Annotated in this window: 14 protein-coding genes; 1 reads left to right on the forward strand and 13 read right to left on the reverse strand. The window is 69.1% G+C overall.

Annotated features, from left to right (window positions below; genetic code table 11):
- Positions 1-687: 687 nt before the first annotated feature.
- A complete protein-coding gene (locus tag ACGLYG10_RS09900) occupies positions 688-1878 on the reverse strand; it encodes an ROK family protein (RefSeq protein ID WP_073331166.1) in 1191 nt (396 codons plus the stop codon).
- Positions 1879-2036: 158 nt separating this feature from the next.
- Between ACGLYG10_RS09900 and ACGLYG10_RS09905 the strand changes: the two genes are divergently transcribed.
- The gene (locus tag ACGLYG10_RS09905) at positions 2037-2900 is read left to right on the forward strand and encodes a LacI family DNA-binding transcriptional regulator (protein WP_073331169.1); all 864 of its coding nucleotides are present in this window, start codon (positions 2037-2039) and stop codon (positions 2898-2900) included.
- 40 nt (positions 2901-2940) lie between these two features.
- Here the strand turns inward: ACGLYG10_RS09905 and ACGLYG10_RS09910 are convergent, their stop codons facing one another.
- The 12 genes from ACGLYG10_RS09910 to ACGLYG10_RS09965 all read right to left on the reverse strand — a co-directional run bounded on the left by ACGLYG10_RS09910 (position 2941) and on the right by ACGLYG10_RS09965 (position 15344).
- On the reverse strand, positions 2941-5373 hold the full coding sequence (locus tag ACGLYG10_RS09910; RefSeq protein WP_073331172.1) for a glycoside hydrolase family 2 protein: 2433 nt from the start codon (positions 5371-5373) through the stop codon (positions 2941-2943).
- Between the two features lie 20 nt (positions 5374-5393).
- On the reverse strand, positions 5394-6044 hold the full coding sequence (locus ACGLYG10_RS09915) for an SGNH/GDSL hydrolase family protein (protein WP_083565825.1): 651 nt from the start codon (positions 6042-6044) through the stop codon (positions 5394-5396).
- Entirely contained in the window at positions 6041-6865 is an 825-nt protein-coding gene (locus tag ACGLYG10_RS09920) for an ABC transporter ATP-binding protein (RefSeq protein ID WP_073331175.1), read from the reverse strand. Before ACGLYG10_RS09920 ends, ACGLYG10_RS09915 begins: the two co-directional genes overlap by 4 nt.
- Positions 6862-7767 (reverse strand): ABC transporter ATP-binding protein, encoded by a 906-nt coding sequence (locus ACGLYG10_RS09925; RefSeq protein WP_073331179.1) that lies wholly within the window; start codon positions 7765-7767, stop codon positions 6862-6864. The genes ACGLYG10_RS09920 and ACGLYG10_RS09925 overlap by 4 nt, the downstream gene beginning before the upstream one ends.
- The gene (locus ACGLYG10_RS09930; RefSeq protein WP_073331182.1) at positions 7764-8723 is read right to left on the reverse strand and encodes an ABC transporter permease; all 960 of its coding nucleotides are present in this window, start codon (positions 8721-8723) and stop codon (positions 7764-7766) included. The genes ACGLYG10_RS09925 and ACGLYG10_RS09930 overlap by 4 nt, the downstream gene beginning before the upstream one ends.
- A 13-nt stretch (positions 8724-8736) precedes the next feature.
- On the reverse strand, positions 8737-9726 hold the full coding sequence (locus ACGLYG10_RS09935) for an ABC transporter permease (protein WP_073331185.1): 990 nt from the start codon (positions 9724-9726) through the stop codon (positions 8737-8739).
- A gap of 84 nt (positions 9727-9810) precedes the next feature.
- The gene (locus ACGLYG10_RS09940) at positions 9811-11508 is read right to left on the reverse strand and encodes an ABC transporter substrate-binding protein (protein ID WP_073331190.1); all 1698 of its coding nucleotides are present in this window, start codon (positions 11506-11508) and stop codon (positions 9811-9813) included.
- Positions 11509-11815: 307 nt separating this feature from the next.
- On the reverse strand, positions 11816-12511 hold the full coding sequence (gene purQ / locus ACGLYG10_RS09945; protein ID WP_073331193.1) for a phosphoribosylformylglycinamidine synthase subunit PurQ: 696 nt from the start codon (positions 12509-12511) through the stop codon (positions 11816-11818).
- Positions 12512-12799, reverse strand: a complete 288-nt coding sequence (gene purS, locus ACGLYG10_RS09950; protein ID WP_073331196.1) for a phosphoribosylformylglycinamidine synthase subunit PurS — start codon at positions 12797-12799, stop codon at positions 12512-12514.
- A gap of 126 nt (positions 12800-12925) precedes the next feature.
- Positions 12926-13792, reverse strand: coding sequence for a PsbA protein (locus tag ACGLYG10_RS16685; RefSeq protein WP_244542648.1), 867 nt, complete (start codon positions 13790-13792; stop codon positions 12926-12928).
- Entirely contained in the window at positions 13789-14394 is a 606-nt protein-coding gene (locus tag ACGLYG10_RS09960; protein WP_073331199.1) for a hypothetical protein, read from the reverse strand. Before ACGLYG10_RS09960 ends, ACGLYG10_RS16685 begins: the two co-directional genes overlap by 4 nt.
- A complete protein-coding gene (locus ACGLYG10_RS09965) occupies positions 14391-15344 on the reverse strand; it encodes a phosphoribosylaminoimidazolesuccinocarboxamide synthase (RefSeq protein ID WP_073331202.1) in 954 nt (317 codons plus the stop codon). The genes ACGLYG10_RS09960 and ACGLYG10_RS09965 overlap by 4 nt, the downstream gene beginning before the upstream one ends.
- Positions 15345-15363: the final 19 nt, after the last annotated feature.

A 15363-nucleotide genomic window follows, 5' to 3' on the forward strand; every position in this document is an offset into this window, starting at 1 on the left:
TGAAACCCGGCGTCCAACTGGGCACACACCTCGCCGAGCGGCCAGTACCACCGCCACCACCGGCCGGTCAAATCGTTGCAATTACGCGGTTCTACGACGCCGCCTCCGAGAATCGATCGACGCCAATCCGCGCGAGCGCGCCACTTTCACCGCTACTGGCGAGGCCGCCGCGGCTGCACCAACTGCAGCCTGCACGGACATTCATGATCATCCACCCACGCGGCATGCACAAGAAGTTATCCACAGGCAATGTGGATGCGACCGCGCCTTTGCCGATTCGTTTGCCGCCGGGTCGGCCGGCAAGCACGAATGCATCCCGCTCGGCAGTCGGACCGCTTAAGAGCTCTTCCGGTTTGCGGGTGTGGAGGCGGGGGTTGGGTGGTGTCAGGCACGCGGGGAGCCTGTCCGCCCACGAACCGCCGTCGGCGCTCGTTCCCGCGCGTGGCGGCACAAAGTGTCCAGGATCGGCACAAACGACTCCGACGCGGCCCGCGGCCATGGGCAGAACGTTGGAATCATGCGGATTCAAAATCGGCTCCAGCGGTCGGCGACGGCCTTAGTGCCGAATTCGGACATTCCGCCCCACGGCGGGGCGCCCGGGCACACACCACCCACACCCACCAGCACCCAGCCCACCAGGCCGGCAACACCCACCACCCACCACACCCACACGCCGGAAAAGCCCGTTTAGGAGGAGCGGATTGCGGCATCCAAAACCATGGCTGCGGCTCCCAGCGCCGCGGCGGTGCCGCAGTTCTGTGAAAGCCTCGCCGACACCGGACGCGAGGCGGCCGCCCCATAGCGCAGTTTGAGCTCACTCTCAATGGCCCGCAGGTACACCGCGCCAGCGCCGGCGGCACTCGGCCCAGTGAGGATGACGGCCGCATTGTCCAGCACGTTGACGACCGACCGTATCGCTACTGCCAGAGCGCGAGCGGACTCGGCGAGCAGACGCCGCGCGGACTCGTTCCCCAGGTGCGCGGCCCGGGCGATCGCCGCGAAATCCGCCTCGACCGAACCGCGTGAACCGACCTGCGCCCCCAACCCTGCGGGGCCGGCGATGTCGGGGTCCAACAGCGCCCTGGACACCACCGCTTGTGGTCCGGCAACCGCCTCCACGCAGCCGCGGGCCCCACAAGTGCACACCGGGCCGTTGAGATCCACGCAAACGTGCCCGAGCTCGCCGGCATTGGCCGAGGTCCCCCGCTGCAAGCGGCCGCCGACCAGCAGTCCTCCGCCGATGCCGGCACCCAGGTAGACCACCAGGGCGTCGTCTGCGCGCCCGCTCGGAGAAACCCACCATTCGCCTAGTGCCGCCGCAGTGGCATCGTTCTCCATGAGGACGGGCATGCCGGTCGACCGCTCCAACGCCGCGCGCAGTTCATCGCGGTCGGTCGCGGAGGTCGTCCCGGGCAGACCGCGGTCGGCGGGTCCCGCCAGCACCACGCCGGTTCCAACCAACTTGGTGTTGTCGATTCCGGTGCCGGCAATGATCTCCGCAATGGCCTCCTGCACAGTCTCCCGCAGACAGCCCTGTCCCACGCCCTTCCCCGGGTCTGTTGGCAGCTCTCTCCGGGTGCGTCCAATGATCGCGCCCAACAGGTCGGTCAGCACCAGCACCATGTCGGTGCGCGTCAGGTGCACACCGACCGCATACCTAGAGTCCGGCGCAACCCGCACGAAGGTTCGCGGCTTCCCACCGGTTGATGGAGCTCTTCCGGTTTCCTCAAGCAGCCCCTCATCCAGCAGGCGACGGGTAATGGTCGAGATCGACGCTCCGGTCAGCCCGGTCCGCTTGACCAGTTCCGCCCGTGAGGTGCGCTCCAGAGCGCGCACGAGGTCGAACACCAGCGCCTTGGTATCGGTACCTCGTACCATCCACTGTCTCCTTCATAATCCCGTTATCCCGGACAAATGCGGCAGGCCACATCCCCGTTCCGACCTAGGATAGGGGGCGTCCCGGCTCACACCGGGTGGCTTCCCAGGCGCCGCTGATCTCGGCCCGACCAGCAATTGGTTCAGACTGAAAGGCCCGCATGACTACCGGCTCGGATACTCACCGTTGGGGCATGGTTCTAGCCCGCCCACGGGGACTACTTACTGCCGAGTCCTTCTGGTCGGAGAACGCCGACGGCATCGAAGAAACCCTGCGCGGCACCTCTGTACTGTTCTTCCTGCATCAGGTTCCCGGACTGTGTGAGGAGCTGGAGGTCTATCGCCGCTGGGCCGCCGAGGCCTTCGTCCGCGGGGTGATTCTCGTCAATCCGCTGGTGGACGATCCGCGTCCGGCACTCCTGAATGAGCTGGGCCTGGCCACACTCCACGCGGGTGTGGAGCAGGCTGTACCTGACACTGCTTCGATCGTCTCCGACAACGCCGAATCAACCCGCGGGGTGATGGAGCGGCTGCACGAACTCGGCCACGAGCGCATCGCCCGCGTAAGCGGCCCTGAGCACCTGGCGCACACCCTGATCCGGGACACGGTGGCCCGCCGGGTGGCACAGGAACTCGGCGTAGAACTGCGCATCGTCCCGGGTGATTACAGCGAGGCCTCTGGTCAGCGGGCCACCGCGGAGTTGCTGAAGCTCCCCGCGGCCACGCGTCCGACGGCGATCATCTACGACAACGACACCATGGCGCTTGCCGGGCTGGCCACCGCCTCCGCTCTGGGCGCCGTCGTGCCCGACGACGTCAGCCTCGTCGCCTGGGACGACTCCTCCTCCTGCCAGCTGGCCTCACCCCCAATCACCGCGATCGCACAGGATGTGCATGCGTTTGGCCGGACCATCGCCGAATGCGTGCTGCGCATTGAGTCCGGGCAGACCTCCTTCGAAGTTCCTGAGCCCGCCCACCACTGGCTGCGGCGCGCCTCCGTGGCGGAGGTGACGCCGCAGCCGTGACGGCGGCACGTGGCCGCAACATGCCCGATCGCCGTCGCGGTCAGCCCGCCAAATGATTGGCGCTGCGCAGCACCGGCCAGGTGGCCAGCACCTGCGGGTCTGTCGGTTCGCCGTCGGTCAGGACAGTGAATGAGGCCTGCTCGCCGGGCAGCAGGGTGGTGAGCATGTCGTCGACGACGGCGCCGGGCCGTTCGGCATCGGCGGTTACCGCCACGTCCCGCAACAGCACTCGCGCGGTCACGTCGAGCCGGTAACCGCCCGCAATCCGGGCCACCTTCACGTCCGCGTCGAATTCGGGCAGGCCGGCCTCGCGGTCGGTGGACACGAACCAGACGACGCGGCGGGCGTCGTCGGCCTCGGCCATGAGGAAGCCATCCGGGTCCTCCGGCAGGGCCAGCTCGACCGCGGCGGCAGCGCGGGGCGCGACCTCGATTCGGCGCTCCTCCCACGCGACCTCCAGCCCGTGGCGCGTGCCGTATCCAATCCTGACGTGCGCGACCCAAGGCTCGGCCAGGTCGTTGACCGCCGCCAGCCGGACCCGGCCGCCCTCGGCGGGCTCCAGGCACAGCATGCGGTCCTGCTGGGCGTGGCGCAACGCGTACCAGGCGGGCTTGCGCACCCCGGCGGAGTCGACCACGGCCCAGGAGATGACGGGCCAGCAGTCGTTGAGCTGCCAGATCAGCGATCCCGTGCAGTGCGGCTGGAGCGAGCGGAAGTGGCGCACTCCGAAGTCGAGGGCGCGCGCCTGGTTGAGCTGAGTGGCCCAGTGCCAGTGGCGGAAGTCGACCGGCTCGGGGAAGTGGGCATCCAGCCCGCGGCGCAGCTTGGTGAAGCCGTCCTCGGCCTTCTGGTGCACGGCCAGTTGCGCGCCGCTCACGTCCAGCGGCTCATCGTGCACCGCGGCGGTGAGGGTGGAGTAGGCCATGGGCCCGCCGAAGCCGAACTCGGAGGCGAAGCGCGGCGTCTGGTCCGCATAGTGCAGGTAATCGAGCTCGTTCCACACGTCCCATACGTGCGTGTCGCCGTCGGTGCGGTTATTCGCCTCGGCCTCGGGATCCGGGCTGAACGGGCTGGAGGGGATGTAGGGAGTGGTCGGGTCCAGTTCGGCGACGACCGCCGGGAGTATCTCCCGGTAGTATCCCTGCCCCCAGGCACGGCCCCGCAGGCGCTCCTTCCAACCCCAGTCCTGGAAGGCCGTCTCGTTCTCGTTGCTGCCGCACCACAGTGCCAGGCACGCGTGTCCACCCAGCCGGGCCACCGCCTGGCGGGCCTCGGCGATGACGTTGTCCCTCATCCAGGCATCCTCGCTGTAGGCGGCGCAGGCGAACATGAAGTCCTGCCACACCAGCAGCCCGAACTCATCGGCGGCGTCGTAGAAGTACTCGGACTCGTAGATGCCGCCGCCCCACACACGCACGGTGTTGCAGTTGGCCTCCACCGCGTCCGCCAGGGCGCGCCGGTAGCGGGCACGGGTGATGCGGGTGGGGAAGACGTCGTCGGGGATCCAGTTGACCCCCTTGGCCAGCACCAGCTCTCCGTTGACCTTGAGCCGCAGCGGCGTCCCGATCTCATCGGGCGTCAGATCCACCTCCATGCGCCGGAAACCGACGCGACGGGACCAGACGGGTTCCCCGTCCAGGTGCAACGTCGACTCGTACAGGGGCTGGTCACCATATCCGCGCGGCCACCACACGTCGGCGTCGGCCACGCGCGCCTCGAGCACGACCTCGCTGATGCCGGGGGCTTCGGCCGTTACCTCCACGGTGGTTCCCGCGACGGCGTAGGCCAGGGACGCGGCCGGCGCGTCCGGGTCCCGCTCGACTTCGGCGACCAGCCGGGCGACGCCCACACTCCCCTCCAGGTCCACCCCCAGGCGCACGCCGCGGACCCGGGTCCCGCTCCACCGCTCCAGGCGCACCGGTTGCCAGATGCCGGCGGTGATCGTCACCGGCCCCCAGTCCCAGCCGAAGGAGCAGGCGCTCTTGCGGACCATGGGGAAGGGGTGGGCGTTGACGAACGGGTACTCGCCGTGGAGGCGCTCGCGCTCCTCGGCCACGTTGAGCGCGGAGGTGAAGTCGACCACCAGGCGGTTCTCACCGGCCTGCAGCAGGTGGCCGACGTCGAACCGGTACCGTCGGAACTGGTTGTCGGTGCGGCCCAGCTCGACGTCGTTGAGGGTGACCGTGGCGATCGTGTCCAGGCCCTCGAATACCAGCTCGACATGCTCACCGGGCGCGGCCGGTGCGGCGTCGAAGCGCAGTTCGTAGCGCCAGTCGCAGCGCCACATCCAGGCCAGGCGCTCCTCGTTGTCGGCGTCCAGCGGGTCGGGGATGAGGCCGGCGTCCAACAGGTCGGTGTGTACGCAGCCGGGGACGGTTGCCGGCACCGTCTCGGGGATCCGGGTCTCCTCCGGGACGGCGCCAGCCAGATGGCTCAGTCGCCAGCCGGAGTTCAGCGTGGTCGTGGTGATCATGGGTGGTCTTTCCTGAGTGGTCAGTGTGCGGATGATTCCGGGGCGTCCATGCCGGCGGCCCGCCAGGCCTGCCACCAGGCGTCGGCAATGGCGCGGTGGCCGGCGGGCGTGGGGTGGACGCCGTCGGCAGCGACGGCGGCATCACCGATTTGGGCCGCGAGCGCCGTCATGGGTTCTTGCAGCGGCACGTATACGGCGTCGAGCTCCTGGGCGATCCGTGCGATCGCCCGCACCCGCGGGTTCAGGTCCTCCTGCCAGCTGCGGTCCTCCCCGGTGTAGGGCAGCACGAAGGGGGAGAGCAGGACCAGCGGCGTGCCGGCGGCGGCGAATGGAGCGAGCAGTTCCCGCAGCCGCCGTCCGAAGTCGGGAATGGGAGAGACGATGCCCTCGTCATAGCGTCGCCAGGTGTCGTTGATGCCGATGTAGACGCTGAGCACGTCGGGGGCCAGATCGATAACGTCTCGCTGCCAACGCTCCGCCAGGTCCACCAGGCGGTCCCCACCGATGCCGGTGTTCAGGACCGTGCCCCCGGCCAGGTGTTCCTCGGCCAGGAGCTGCACGTAGTTGTGTCCCAGGTCGTGCGGGTCGCGCTTATCGATGCGCCCCCACTCGGTGATCGAGTCGCCGGTGAACAGCCACCGCTGGGGGCCCGGGTTTGCCGGGGGCGTCACTGGTTCGCCCCCTGCTGACGGCGCAGCTGGGCCAGGCGGCGCTCCGGGTCGGGGGCGGCGGCCAGGAGTCGCTTGGTGTACTCGTGGTTCGGGTGGAGGATCACCGTGTCTGCCGGCCCGCGTTCTACGACGTCACCGTGGTAGAGCACCATGATCTCGTCGGAGAAGTGGCGGGCGGTGGCCAGGTCGTGAGTGATGTACAGGACGCCGAGGTCGTTGTCCTGCTGCAGCTCGGCCAGCAGGTTGAGCACCCCCAGGCGGATCGACACGTCCAGCATGGACACCGGTTCATCGGCGATGAGGATGCCCGGGTCGGGGGCCAGGGCACGGGCTATGGCCACGCGCTGGCGCTGGCCGCCGGACAGTTCATGCGGCTTGCGATCGGCGTAGTCGTCGGCCGGATCCAGTCGCACGCGGCGCAGCAGCTCCAGCACCCGCTCGCGTACCGCATCCTTGCCCAGGTGCGGATTGTGGAGCCGGACCGGACGCGCCAAGTGGTGGCCGATCGTGTGGTAGGGGTTCAGGGAGGCGAAGGGGTCCTGGAAGACCATCTGCACGGTGTTGCGGTAGCGCGCCAGTCCCCGGCCGCGGCGGCTGACGGGCTCGCCGTCGAGCAGGATCTCGCCGCTGGTGGGCGACTCGAGCTGCAGCAGGAGCTTGGCGATGGTGGACTTGCCGGAGCCGGACTGTCCGACCAGCGCAATGGTCTTCCCCGGCACCAGCCGGAATGAGACGTCATCCACCGCGCGCAGGGTGGAGGTGTGCAGCCCGTTGCGGAGCGTGTACTCCTTGACGAGGTTCCGCGCTTCAAGGACGGTCATGACTGCTCCTTAACGTGGGTGCGGCGGGTGCGGACGAACGCGCCACGCTCGCCGGTCAGCGACGGGAAGGAGCTGAGCAGCTGCTTGGTGTACTCCTCCTTGGGGTGGGTGTACAGCTCGATGGCGTCGTCGAGCTCGATGACCACGCCGTCGCGCATGACGGCGATGCGGTCGGAGATCTCCAGCAGCAGCGGCAGATCGTGGGTGATGAAAATGACCGCGAAGCCGAGCTCCTCCCGCAGCCGCGAGATCTCCTGGAGGATCTCCCGCTGGACGACGACGTCGAGCGCGGTGGTGGGCTCGTCCATGATCAGGATCTGCGGCTCGAGGGCGAGCGCCATGGCGATCATGACGCGCTGCCGCATGCCGCCGGACAGCTCGTGGGGGTAGGCGTCCAGGCGATTGCGGTCCACGCCCACACTCTCCAGGAGTTCGCCGCTGCGCTCCAGCCGCTGCTGCTTGCTCATCTCCGGACGGTGGGTGGTCAGCACGTCGCCCAGCTGGGTCTTGACCTTGAGCACCGGGTTCAGGGAGTTCATCGCCCCCTGGAAGACCATGGCGATCTTGTCCCAGCGCACTGCCCGCAGGTCGGCGCCCGTCAGGGCGGTCAGGTCGATGTCGTAGCCCTCGCGGGAGTGGAAGACCGCGGAGCCGCTCACGCGGCGGGCCGGGTCCTTGAGCAGTTGGACCACGCCGTAGGCGAGCGTTGATTTTCCGCAGCCGGACTCCCCCGCCAGGCCCAGAATCTCACCGCGGTGCAGGGTCAGGGACACGTCCTTGACGGCATGTACGGGTGGGTCGACGTCGTAGTCGATCGACATGTGTTCAATATCGAGGACGGCGGGCCGGGGGGTGCGGCCGGCGGGCCGGACGGTGCCGTCGATTGTGGTTCGGGGGCTCATGCGGCGACCTTCTGGGGGGTGCGGTTGCGGGCGGACTCGGAGCGTTTGCGTGCACGACGGCGTTTCTTCGCGTCCGTGGCCGCCCGCAGCTTCGGGTTGATGGTCTCGTCGATCGAGTAGTTGATCATCGACAGTGCCGCGCCGAAGAGCGCGAGCATGAGGCCCGGCGGCACGAACCACCACCAGGCGCCGAGTCTGAGCGCCAGTCCGTTCTGGGCGTAGAACAGCATCGTGCCCCAGGTGAAGGAGCCCGAAGCACCCAGGCCGAGGAAGGACAGCCCGGCCTCGCCGAGGATGCCGGCGATGACCGCGCCGACCACCTGGGAGGCCAGCAGCGGGATCAGGTTGGGCAGGATCTCTATAGTCAGGATCCGCCAGGTCTTCTCCCCGCTCACGCGGGACGCCAGCACGTAGTCGCGATTGCGCACCGATAGGGTGACGCCGCGCAGCACCCGCGCGGACCCCGCCCAGCTGGTCAGCGAGAGGATGAAGGCCACCAGCCAGATGCTCTTCTTGGGCACGTAGCTGGAGATGATGATGACCAGCGGGAGCCCGGGGATCACCAGCATGATGTTGGTGAACAGGGAGAACAGGTCATCCACGATGCCGCCGATGAAGGCGCCCACGACTCCGAAGAACGCGGACAGCAGCAGCGTGAGGCTGCCGACGATCAACCCGATCAGTAGCGATCCGCGGGTGGCGTAGGTGAGTTGAGCGAGTACGTCCTGCCCGGTCTGCGTGGTGCCCAGCAGGAACTCGCCGGAAGGCGCCGTCATGCCGAGGTTGCGCACGGTCGAGGGGTTGCCGACCACGAGCGGTCCGACGAGCCCGAACAGGATGGTGAGCACGACGATCGTGGTGCCGACGACGAGCTTGGGGGTGACGCGGAGGCGGAAACGGCTGCCGCTCCTGCGGGCGGGCCTGCTGCCGGCCGCGGTAGAGGTTTGCGTGGACATGGTGGAGCCTCCTTCAGCCGCGGGCGCGCGTGCGCGGGTCGATGACGCCGTACAGCAGGTCGACGATCAGGTTGGCGCCCAGCACGGACAGGGTGATCACCAGGAAGATCCCCTGCATGAGGGCGTAGTCGTTGTTGTTCACTGCCTGGTACAGGGCGGTGCCGATGCCGGGGTAGGAGAAGACCTGCTCGGTGACCAGCGAGCCGGCGACCACGAATCCCAGGGAGATGGCGAAGCCCGAGATGGATGGCAGGACGGCGTTGCGGGCCGCATACCAGGTGCGGATGCGGCGGGGTGTGAGGCCCTTGGCCTCCGCGGTGAGGATGTAGTCCTCACTCATGGTGGACACCATCATGTTGCGCATGCCCAGCGTCCAGCCGCCCACCGAGGAGATGACGATGGTGATCGCCGGCAGGATTCCGTAGTAGACGACCGACTTGATGAACGGCCAGTTGAGTCCGACCACGGTGCCGTACACGTCGTAGCCGCCGTGGATCGGGAAGATCCGCCAGGTGGAGGAGAACAGGAACAGCAGAATCAGTGCGAGCCAGAAGTAGGGCACCGACTGCAGCATGGTCAGCCCGGGGATGATGTTGTCCAAGAGGTGTCCGCGCTTCCAGCCGGCGGCCGTACCCAGCACGATGCCGAGCAGGAAGGAGATGATGGTCGCCAGCCCGACGAGCCCGATCGTCCAGGGGAGCGTCTGACCGATGACCTGCCCGACCGGGGTCGGGAAGTAGGCCACGGATACGCCGAGGTCGCCGCGCAGCAGCTGGCCCAGGTACTGCACGTACTGATCCCACATGCTCGCACCGGTGTCGGCGCCCAGCAGGGCCTCGATCGCCTGCCGCGTGGCGGGGCTGACCTGACCGTGCGTGGCCAGGCGGGAGACCATGATGTCAACGGGGTTGCCCGGCAGCAGCCGGGGCAGGAGGAAGTTGAGGGTTACGGCCGCCCACAGGGCGATGGCGTAAAACCCGATCTTTCGTAGGAGAAAACGCAACCTGGGGTCCTTAGGGTTCCGAGTAGCCGGTGCCTGCATACGGTGGCGGCGGACTCACCTATGTGAGTCCGCCGTCGCCGCGGGTCAGGACGCGGGCTCCAGCCGCTGCAGGATGATGCCGGTAGACCAGCTGCCCCAGGAGGCGGGCAGCGCGTACAGATCGTCCTCGGTGGGCCAGCCCGTGTAGCGGGAGGTGTTGAACTCGGTGAGCATGGAGTTGACGTAGATCGGGATGTAGGGCAGGTCCTCGGCGATCTGCTCCTGGACGATCGCGTACTGCGCCTTCTTCTCCTCGGGGTCGTTGGTCTGCCCGGCGGCACGGATGGCCGCGTCAACCTTCTCGTTCACGTAGCGACTGTAGTTACCGCCGGTGGCGGAGTCCCCCACCTGCTCGGTGTTGTCGGAGTGCAGCATGCGGTTGTAGGTGAAGTAGGGGTCGGTGGAGGCGCCCAGGTTGAGCGAGTCCAGGGAGAGCTGGAAGTCGCCCGTGACCTCCTTCTGGTTCCACTCGTTCCAGGACACCTGGGAGGTGCTCAGCTCGATGCCGACCTCGGCGAGCTGCTGCACCAGGGTGTCGTTGATGGAGATGAAGTCCGACCAGCCGGTCACGGTCTGGATGTTCAGTGCCAGGCGCTCGCCGTCCTTGACGCGGACCCCGTCGGACCCCTCGGTCCAGCCGGCGTCTTCGAGGATCTGCTTGGCCTTGTCGACGTCGGGGCTCTGCGGCACGACCAGGTTGTCCTGGTCGGCGATCCAGTCGTCGTCGCGCCCGGGAACCAGGTAGGACGGGGAGGCCTCGCCGGCGAGCCCGCCGCCGGCCAGCTGGTTGAGTTGGCTGCGGTCCATCGCGTAGTAGATCGCCTGCCGCACCGCCTTGTCGGTCTGTGGGCCGGTGGAGCCGAGGTCGGGGTTGCAGGAGGCGTAGATGCAGCTGGTCAGCGTCGGGGTGTTGACGTAGGTGAGGTCGGGATTGGAGGCGATGATGTCGTCGATGCTCGGCAGGAACGCGCTCATCCAGTCGACCTCGCCGGCGACCAGCGAGGCGGAGGCCGAGTCGGCGTTCTCCAAGGAGATGTAGCGAATCTCTTCGACCTTCGGCTTGCCGTTCCAGTAGTTCTCGTTGGCGACCAGGGAGTAGGACTGAGAGGAGACGCTGTCCAGCACGAAGGGGCCCGTGCCGACGGGCTCCTCGTTGGTGTAGGTGTCGGGTTCGGCGACATCCTTCCACAGGTGCTCGGGGAGGATCGCCTGGTTGCCCAGGGTGTCCGCCTCCGAGGTGAAGGACGTCTGCTGGAAGGTGAGCACGACGGTGGTGTCATCGGGGGCCTCGGCCGTCGCCGCCAGCCCGGAGGTGTTCAATGCCGGCGTCTTCTGGATGAGGTTAAAGGTGAAGGCCACGTCGTTGGCGGTGAAGGGTTCGCCGTCGGACCAGGTGACGCCCTCGCGGGTCTTGACCGTTAGGACCGTGCCGTCGTCGTTCCAGCTGTACTCCGTGCCCAGCATCGGTTGGGGGTCCTCGCCGGTGACGAGGTTGTAGAAGAACAGGGGCTCGTAGATCACGCCGCGGGTGGGCTGGAGCGCCGTGGGGCTCTGGGGGTTGAAGTTGGCGGTGACGGTACCTGTGGCGCCGTTGAAGATGGTCAGGGTGCCGCCGGAGCCGCCCGCCCCTCCGCCGGAGGAGCCCGAGCCGCCTCCGCAGGCGGCGAGGGTGCCGACGGCGGCGACCGCCGCCGTCGAGGCCAGGAAGGAGCGGCGGGTGATGGGGATGTTGCGCAGCTGCATTGCGTGCCTACTTTCCGTATTCGCCATCGTTGGCGAGGACCTCTCGACGCGGCCGGGGAAGGGTGTCGCCGCTGGATCGGTCGCGGTCTCTACCGACCACCGCAACTTAACTCACTTACTTAACTAAGTGCAATGGGACGATCGTCCCTACTTTTGCCCACAATTGCGGCGCGCCCGCATGACGGTCCCGAACGCTGCTGGTACGCCACGTTGCCGTCGGTGGTATGGCCGAAGGCGACGTACGGAGTAGGCCGCCGGGCGGTGCAGTTGACGCGCAACCGGCGTGACGCCGGCCGGCGACTCGAACTCAGGCGCCGACCAGCGCGCTGATGGCGGACTGGAACAGGCGCAGGCCGTCTACGCCCTGGCGGGCGCCGGCCGGAGAGTCCGGGCCGAAGCCGGGCTCGACGGCGTGCTCGGGGTGCGGCATGAGTCCGACGACGTTGCCGCGCTGGTTGCGCACGCCGGCGATGTCGCGCGCGGAGCCGTTGGGGTTGTCCAGGTAGCGGAAGACGACGAGTCCCTCGCCCTCGAGGCGGTCCAGTTCATCGGGGGAGGCGATGAAGTTGCCCTCGCCGTTCTTCAGCGGGACGACGATCTCCTCCCCCTCATCGAACAGGTTGGTCCAGGCGGTGGTGGTGGATTCCACGCGCAGGCGCTGCTCGCGGCAGATGAACTTCTGGTGGTCGTTGCGGATCAGCGCGCCGGGCAGCAGGTGGGCCTCGGTGAGGATCTGGAAGCCGTTGCAGATGCCGAGCACCGGCATGCCCCGCCCAGCGGCCGCGATGACCTCGTCCATGACCGGGGCGAAGCGGGCGATGGCGCCGCAGCGCAGGTAGTCGCCGTAGGAGAAGCCGCCCGGGACCACCACTGCGTCCACGCCGTGGATGTCGGCATCCTTGTGCCACAGGGAGGCGGGCTCGGCGCCGGCGAGCCGGACCGCGCGGGCGGCGTCGACGTCGTCGAGCGTACCGGGGAAGGTGATGACGCCGATGCGGGTCACTCAGGCCTCCTCGGGGTTCGACGCGGCGTCCGCGCCGTCGGCCGGGTCGGCGGTTACGGAGACGACGTCCTCGATGATCGGGTTGGACAGAAGCTTCTCGGCGGCCTCGGCGGCGGCGGCCAGGTGGGCGTCGGTGACGGGACCGTCAACCGTGAGCTCGAAGCGGCGGCCCTGCCGCACCGCCGTGAACTGGTCGAATCCTAGGCGGGGTAGGTTGCCCATGACGGCCTTGCCCTGCGGGTCAAGGATCTCGGGCTTGGGCATGACCTCGACGACGATGCGTCCCATCGGTCCTCCTGGATGCGGTCGGGCGGGAGCGGGTCCGGGCCCAGCCTACCGGCCCGGGCCTGCATGAATCGCATGGCCCGCCATATCAACCGACCTCGGCACGTAACAACGACCGACCTCGGCGAGCTAGATCGTGCCGAGCCAGTCGCCGGCCAGGCGGACGGCGAGGATGCCACCGATGGCAAGAGCCAGCGTGCCCAACAGCCATTCGCTGCCCAGCACCAGCGCGAGGATCGCGCACACCACCGCGGCGGCGAGCATGAAGCCGCCGACCGCGCCGGCCACACCCGCCGGGGCGTGCACGGACTGGTCCATGGTGGAGGTGCCCATGACCGGTTTAGGTCCGGAGTCGATCCTCACACCGGAGCCGCCGACACCGACATTGCGCTGCCCCGGTGGCAGTGCGGGCCCGCCGAGGCCCGCGCCGGCCAGCAGGTGGTGGGGGTCGGCGGCGTCGACGACGCCCGCGGTCAGGCCCGCCGCCGCGTCGACGACGGTGGGCTCCCACCGCTCGGCCTCATGGCGCACGGCCGTGCCGCCGGCCCAGGCCAGGTAGCCGGCGGCGGAGACCAGCCCGGCCCCGCCGAGCACAACCACCAGCCAGGGCGGCAGCCACGGGTGGCCGGCCTCCGCGTTGGCGGCCAGGTGCATGGCCGACCAGGTGGCTAGCGCCAGCCCGACCATGGCGAACACGATGCCGGCCAGGCGCTGGCGGCGCACCGCCTGCGGCCAGGGGGTGCGACCGGGCGCGGCGGCGGAAGCGGGCCCGCGCCCCACGCCCCAGTCGGTGCCGGTGTCGTTGCGGCGGCGCTGTGCGCCTCCGGGAGAGGCGGGAGCGCCCCAGTCAACGTCGGGCTCGGTATCCGTGTCCGGCGCTGCATAGGCGCGGGCCCGGGTGCCGCCCTGGGCGGCGTAGGCCCTGGCGCGCTCCCCCATGCCCCAGTCGACGGGACCGCGCTCATCCTCCCGACGACGGTCGCGTGGCGGCGTCACACGATCACCTGCCCGAGGATCGAGGCGAGTCCGAGGGCGAGCAGCAGGAAGCCGAGCGTTCCGGCGAGCAGTTGCAGGACCCGGATCAGCGTCTCGCCGATGGTGGTTCCGGCCAGCAACTCGTCGGCCTTCCGCCCCGCGGCGGTGGTGGCGAGCGCGGTGGTCAGCGGCCCGCTCACGACGTCGAGCGTGGTCAGCTCCCGTCGCCCACCGGAGTCGGGAATGATCAGGTCGGTGCCGGGCACCGTCAGCGGGGCCGGTTCTTCCGGGTACCCCGTCGCGGCGGCTTGCTGCGTCCCGCGCCGCCGCCGCGCCATCCGCGCCCGGTTGCGCTCCAGCCGCAGCCGGGGTGCGTTGACGACGACGCTTCGCGCCGGCACGCGCAGCAGCAGCAGCAGCCCGACTCCCACTATCACCAGCGCCACGCCGCCGAGGATGGCGGACAGACCGGGCGCACCGAAGGCACTGGCGGCGGCGGCCACAAGCGCCAGCAGCAGCACCGCGCCGACGGCAACCAGCGCAATCACGAAGCCGGGCCCCGGCTGGAAGCTGCGGGTCGTGCGCACGGCCGTGGGGTCGGGAGTCGCCTGGGGAGCACTCATGCCAGCTCCAGGGGGCTGCCGGTAAGGCGCTCGTAGGCCTCCAGGTACCGCTGCCGGGTGCGCTGCACGACGTCGTCGGGCAGGGCGGGCGGGGCGGTATTGGAGCCGCGGTCCCAGCCGGATGCGGGCGAGGTGAGCCAGTCACGCACGTACTGCTTGTCGAAGGAGGGGGTGGGGCGGCCGGGCGTCCAGGCGTCGGCGGGCCAGAAGCGGGAGGAGTCGGGCGTGAGGACCTCGTCGCCCAGGATCAGGGCGCCGGTGGCGGGGTCCTGGCCGAATTCGAACTTGGTGTCGGCCAGGATGATGCCGCGAGCGCGGGCGATCTCGGCGGCGCGGGTGTACAGGGCGAGGGTGGTCTCGCGCAGTGCCTCGGCCGCCTCGCGGCCGACCGTCTCCACCACCCGCTCGAAGGAGACGTTCTCGTCGTGCTCGCCGAGTTCGGCCTTGGCGGCTGGCGTGAAGATCGGCTCTGGCAGGCGCGACGCCTCGGTCAGGCCCGCGGGCAGGGGCAGGCCGCATACGGTGCCGCCGGCGCGGTACTCGACCAGGCCGGAGCCGGTGAGGTAGCCGCGGGCGACGCATTCGACCGGGTACATCTTCAGGCGCCGGCAAATCATGGCGCGACCGGCGACCGCGGCCGGCACGTCCAGGCTGACCACGTGGCCCGGAACGATGTCGGCGAGCTGCTCGAACCACCACACGGACAGGGCGGTGAGTACCTTGCCCTTGTCCGGAACCGGAGTGGACAGGATGTGGTCATAGGCGCTGATGCGGTCGGAGGCGACCAGCAACAGCACGTCCTGCCCGGACCAGGGGCCGACCTCGGCGGGGGCGTAGACGTCGCGCACCTTGCCGGAGGAAATGTGCTTCCAGCCGGGCAGGTCGGGGGCCGGCGGGGGCCCGCCCGCAGCGGACGTGAAGGGGGCGTCAGGGGTGCTGAGCTCGCTCATGCCCCCATCCTGCCACCGC

Source organism: Actinomyces glycerinitolerans (assembly GCF_900098745.1).
Classification (GTDB): Bacteria; Actinomycetota; Actinomycetes; order Actinomycetales; family Actinomycetaceae; genus Actinomyces; species Actinomyces glycerinitolerans.

Coding starts and splice junctions, on each gene's coding strand:
- ACGLYG10_RS09900 (WP_073331166.1), bottom strand. CDS start 1,878: ATGGTACGAGGTACCGATACCAAGGCGCTGGTGTTCGACCTCGTGCGC.
- ACGLYG10_RS09905 (WP_073331169.1), top strand. CDS start 2,037: ATGACTACCGGCTCGGATACTCACCGTTGGGGCATGGTTCTAGCCCGC.
- ACGLYG10_RS09910 (WP_073331172.1), bottom strand. CDS start 5,373: ATGATCACCACGACCACGCTGAACTCCGGCTGGCGACTGAGCCATCTG.
- ACGLYG10_RS09920 (WP_073331175.1), bottom strand. CDS start 6,865: ATGACCGTCCTTGAAGCGCGGAACCTCGTCAAGGAGTACACGCTCCGC.
- ACGLYG10_RS09925 (WP_073331179.1), bottom strand. CDS start 7,767: ATGAGCCCCCGAACCACAATCGACGGCACCGTCCGGCCCGCCGGCCGC.
- ACGLYG10_RS09930 (WP_073331182.1), bottom strand. CDS start 8,723: ATGTCCACGCAAACCTCTACCGCGGCCGGCAGCAGGCCCGCCCGCAGG.
- ACGLYG10_RS09940 (WP_073331190.1), bottom strand. CDS start 11,508: ATGCAGCTGCGCAACATCCCCATCACCCGCCGCTCCTTCCTGGCCTCG.
- purS (WP_073331196.1), bottom strand. CDS start 12,799: ATGGGACGCATCGTCGTCGAGGTCATGCCCAAGCCCGAGATCCTTGAC.
- ACGLYG10_RS09960 (WP_073331199.1), bottom strand. CDS start 14,394: ATGAGTGCTCCCCAGGCGACTCCCGACCCCACGGCCGTGCGCACGACC.
- ACGLYG10_RS09965 (WP_073331202.1), bottom strand. CDS start 15,344: ATGAGCGAGCTCAGCACCCCTGACGCCCCCTTCACGTCCGCTGCGGGC.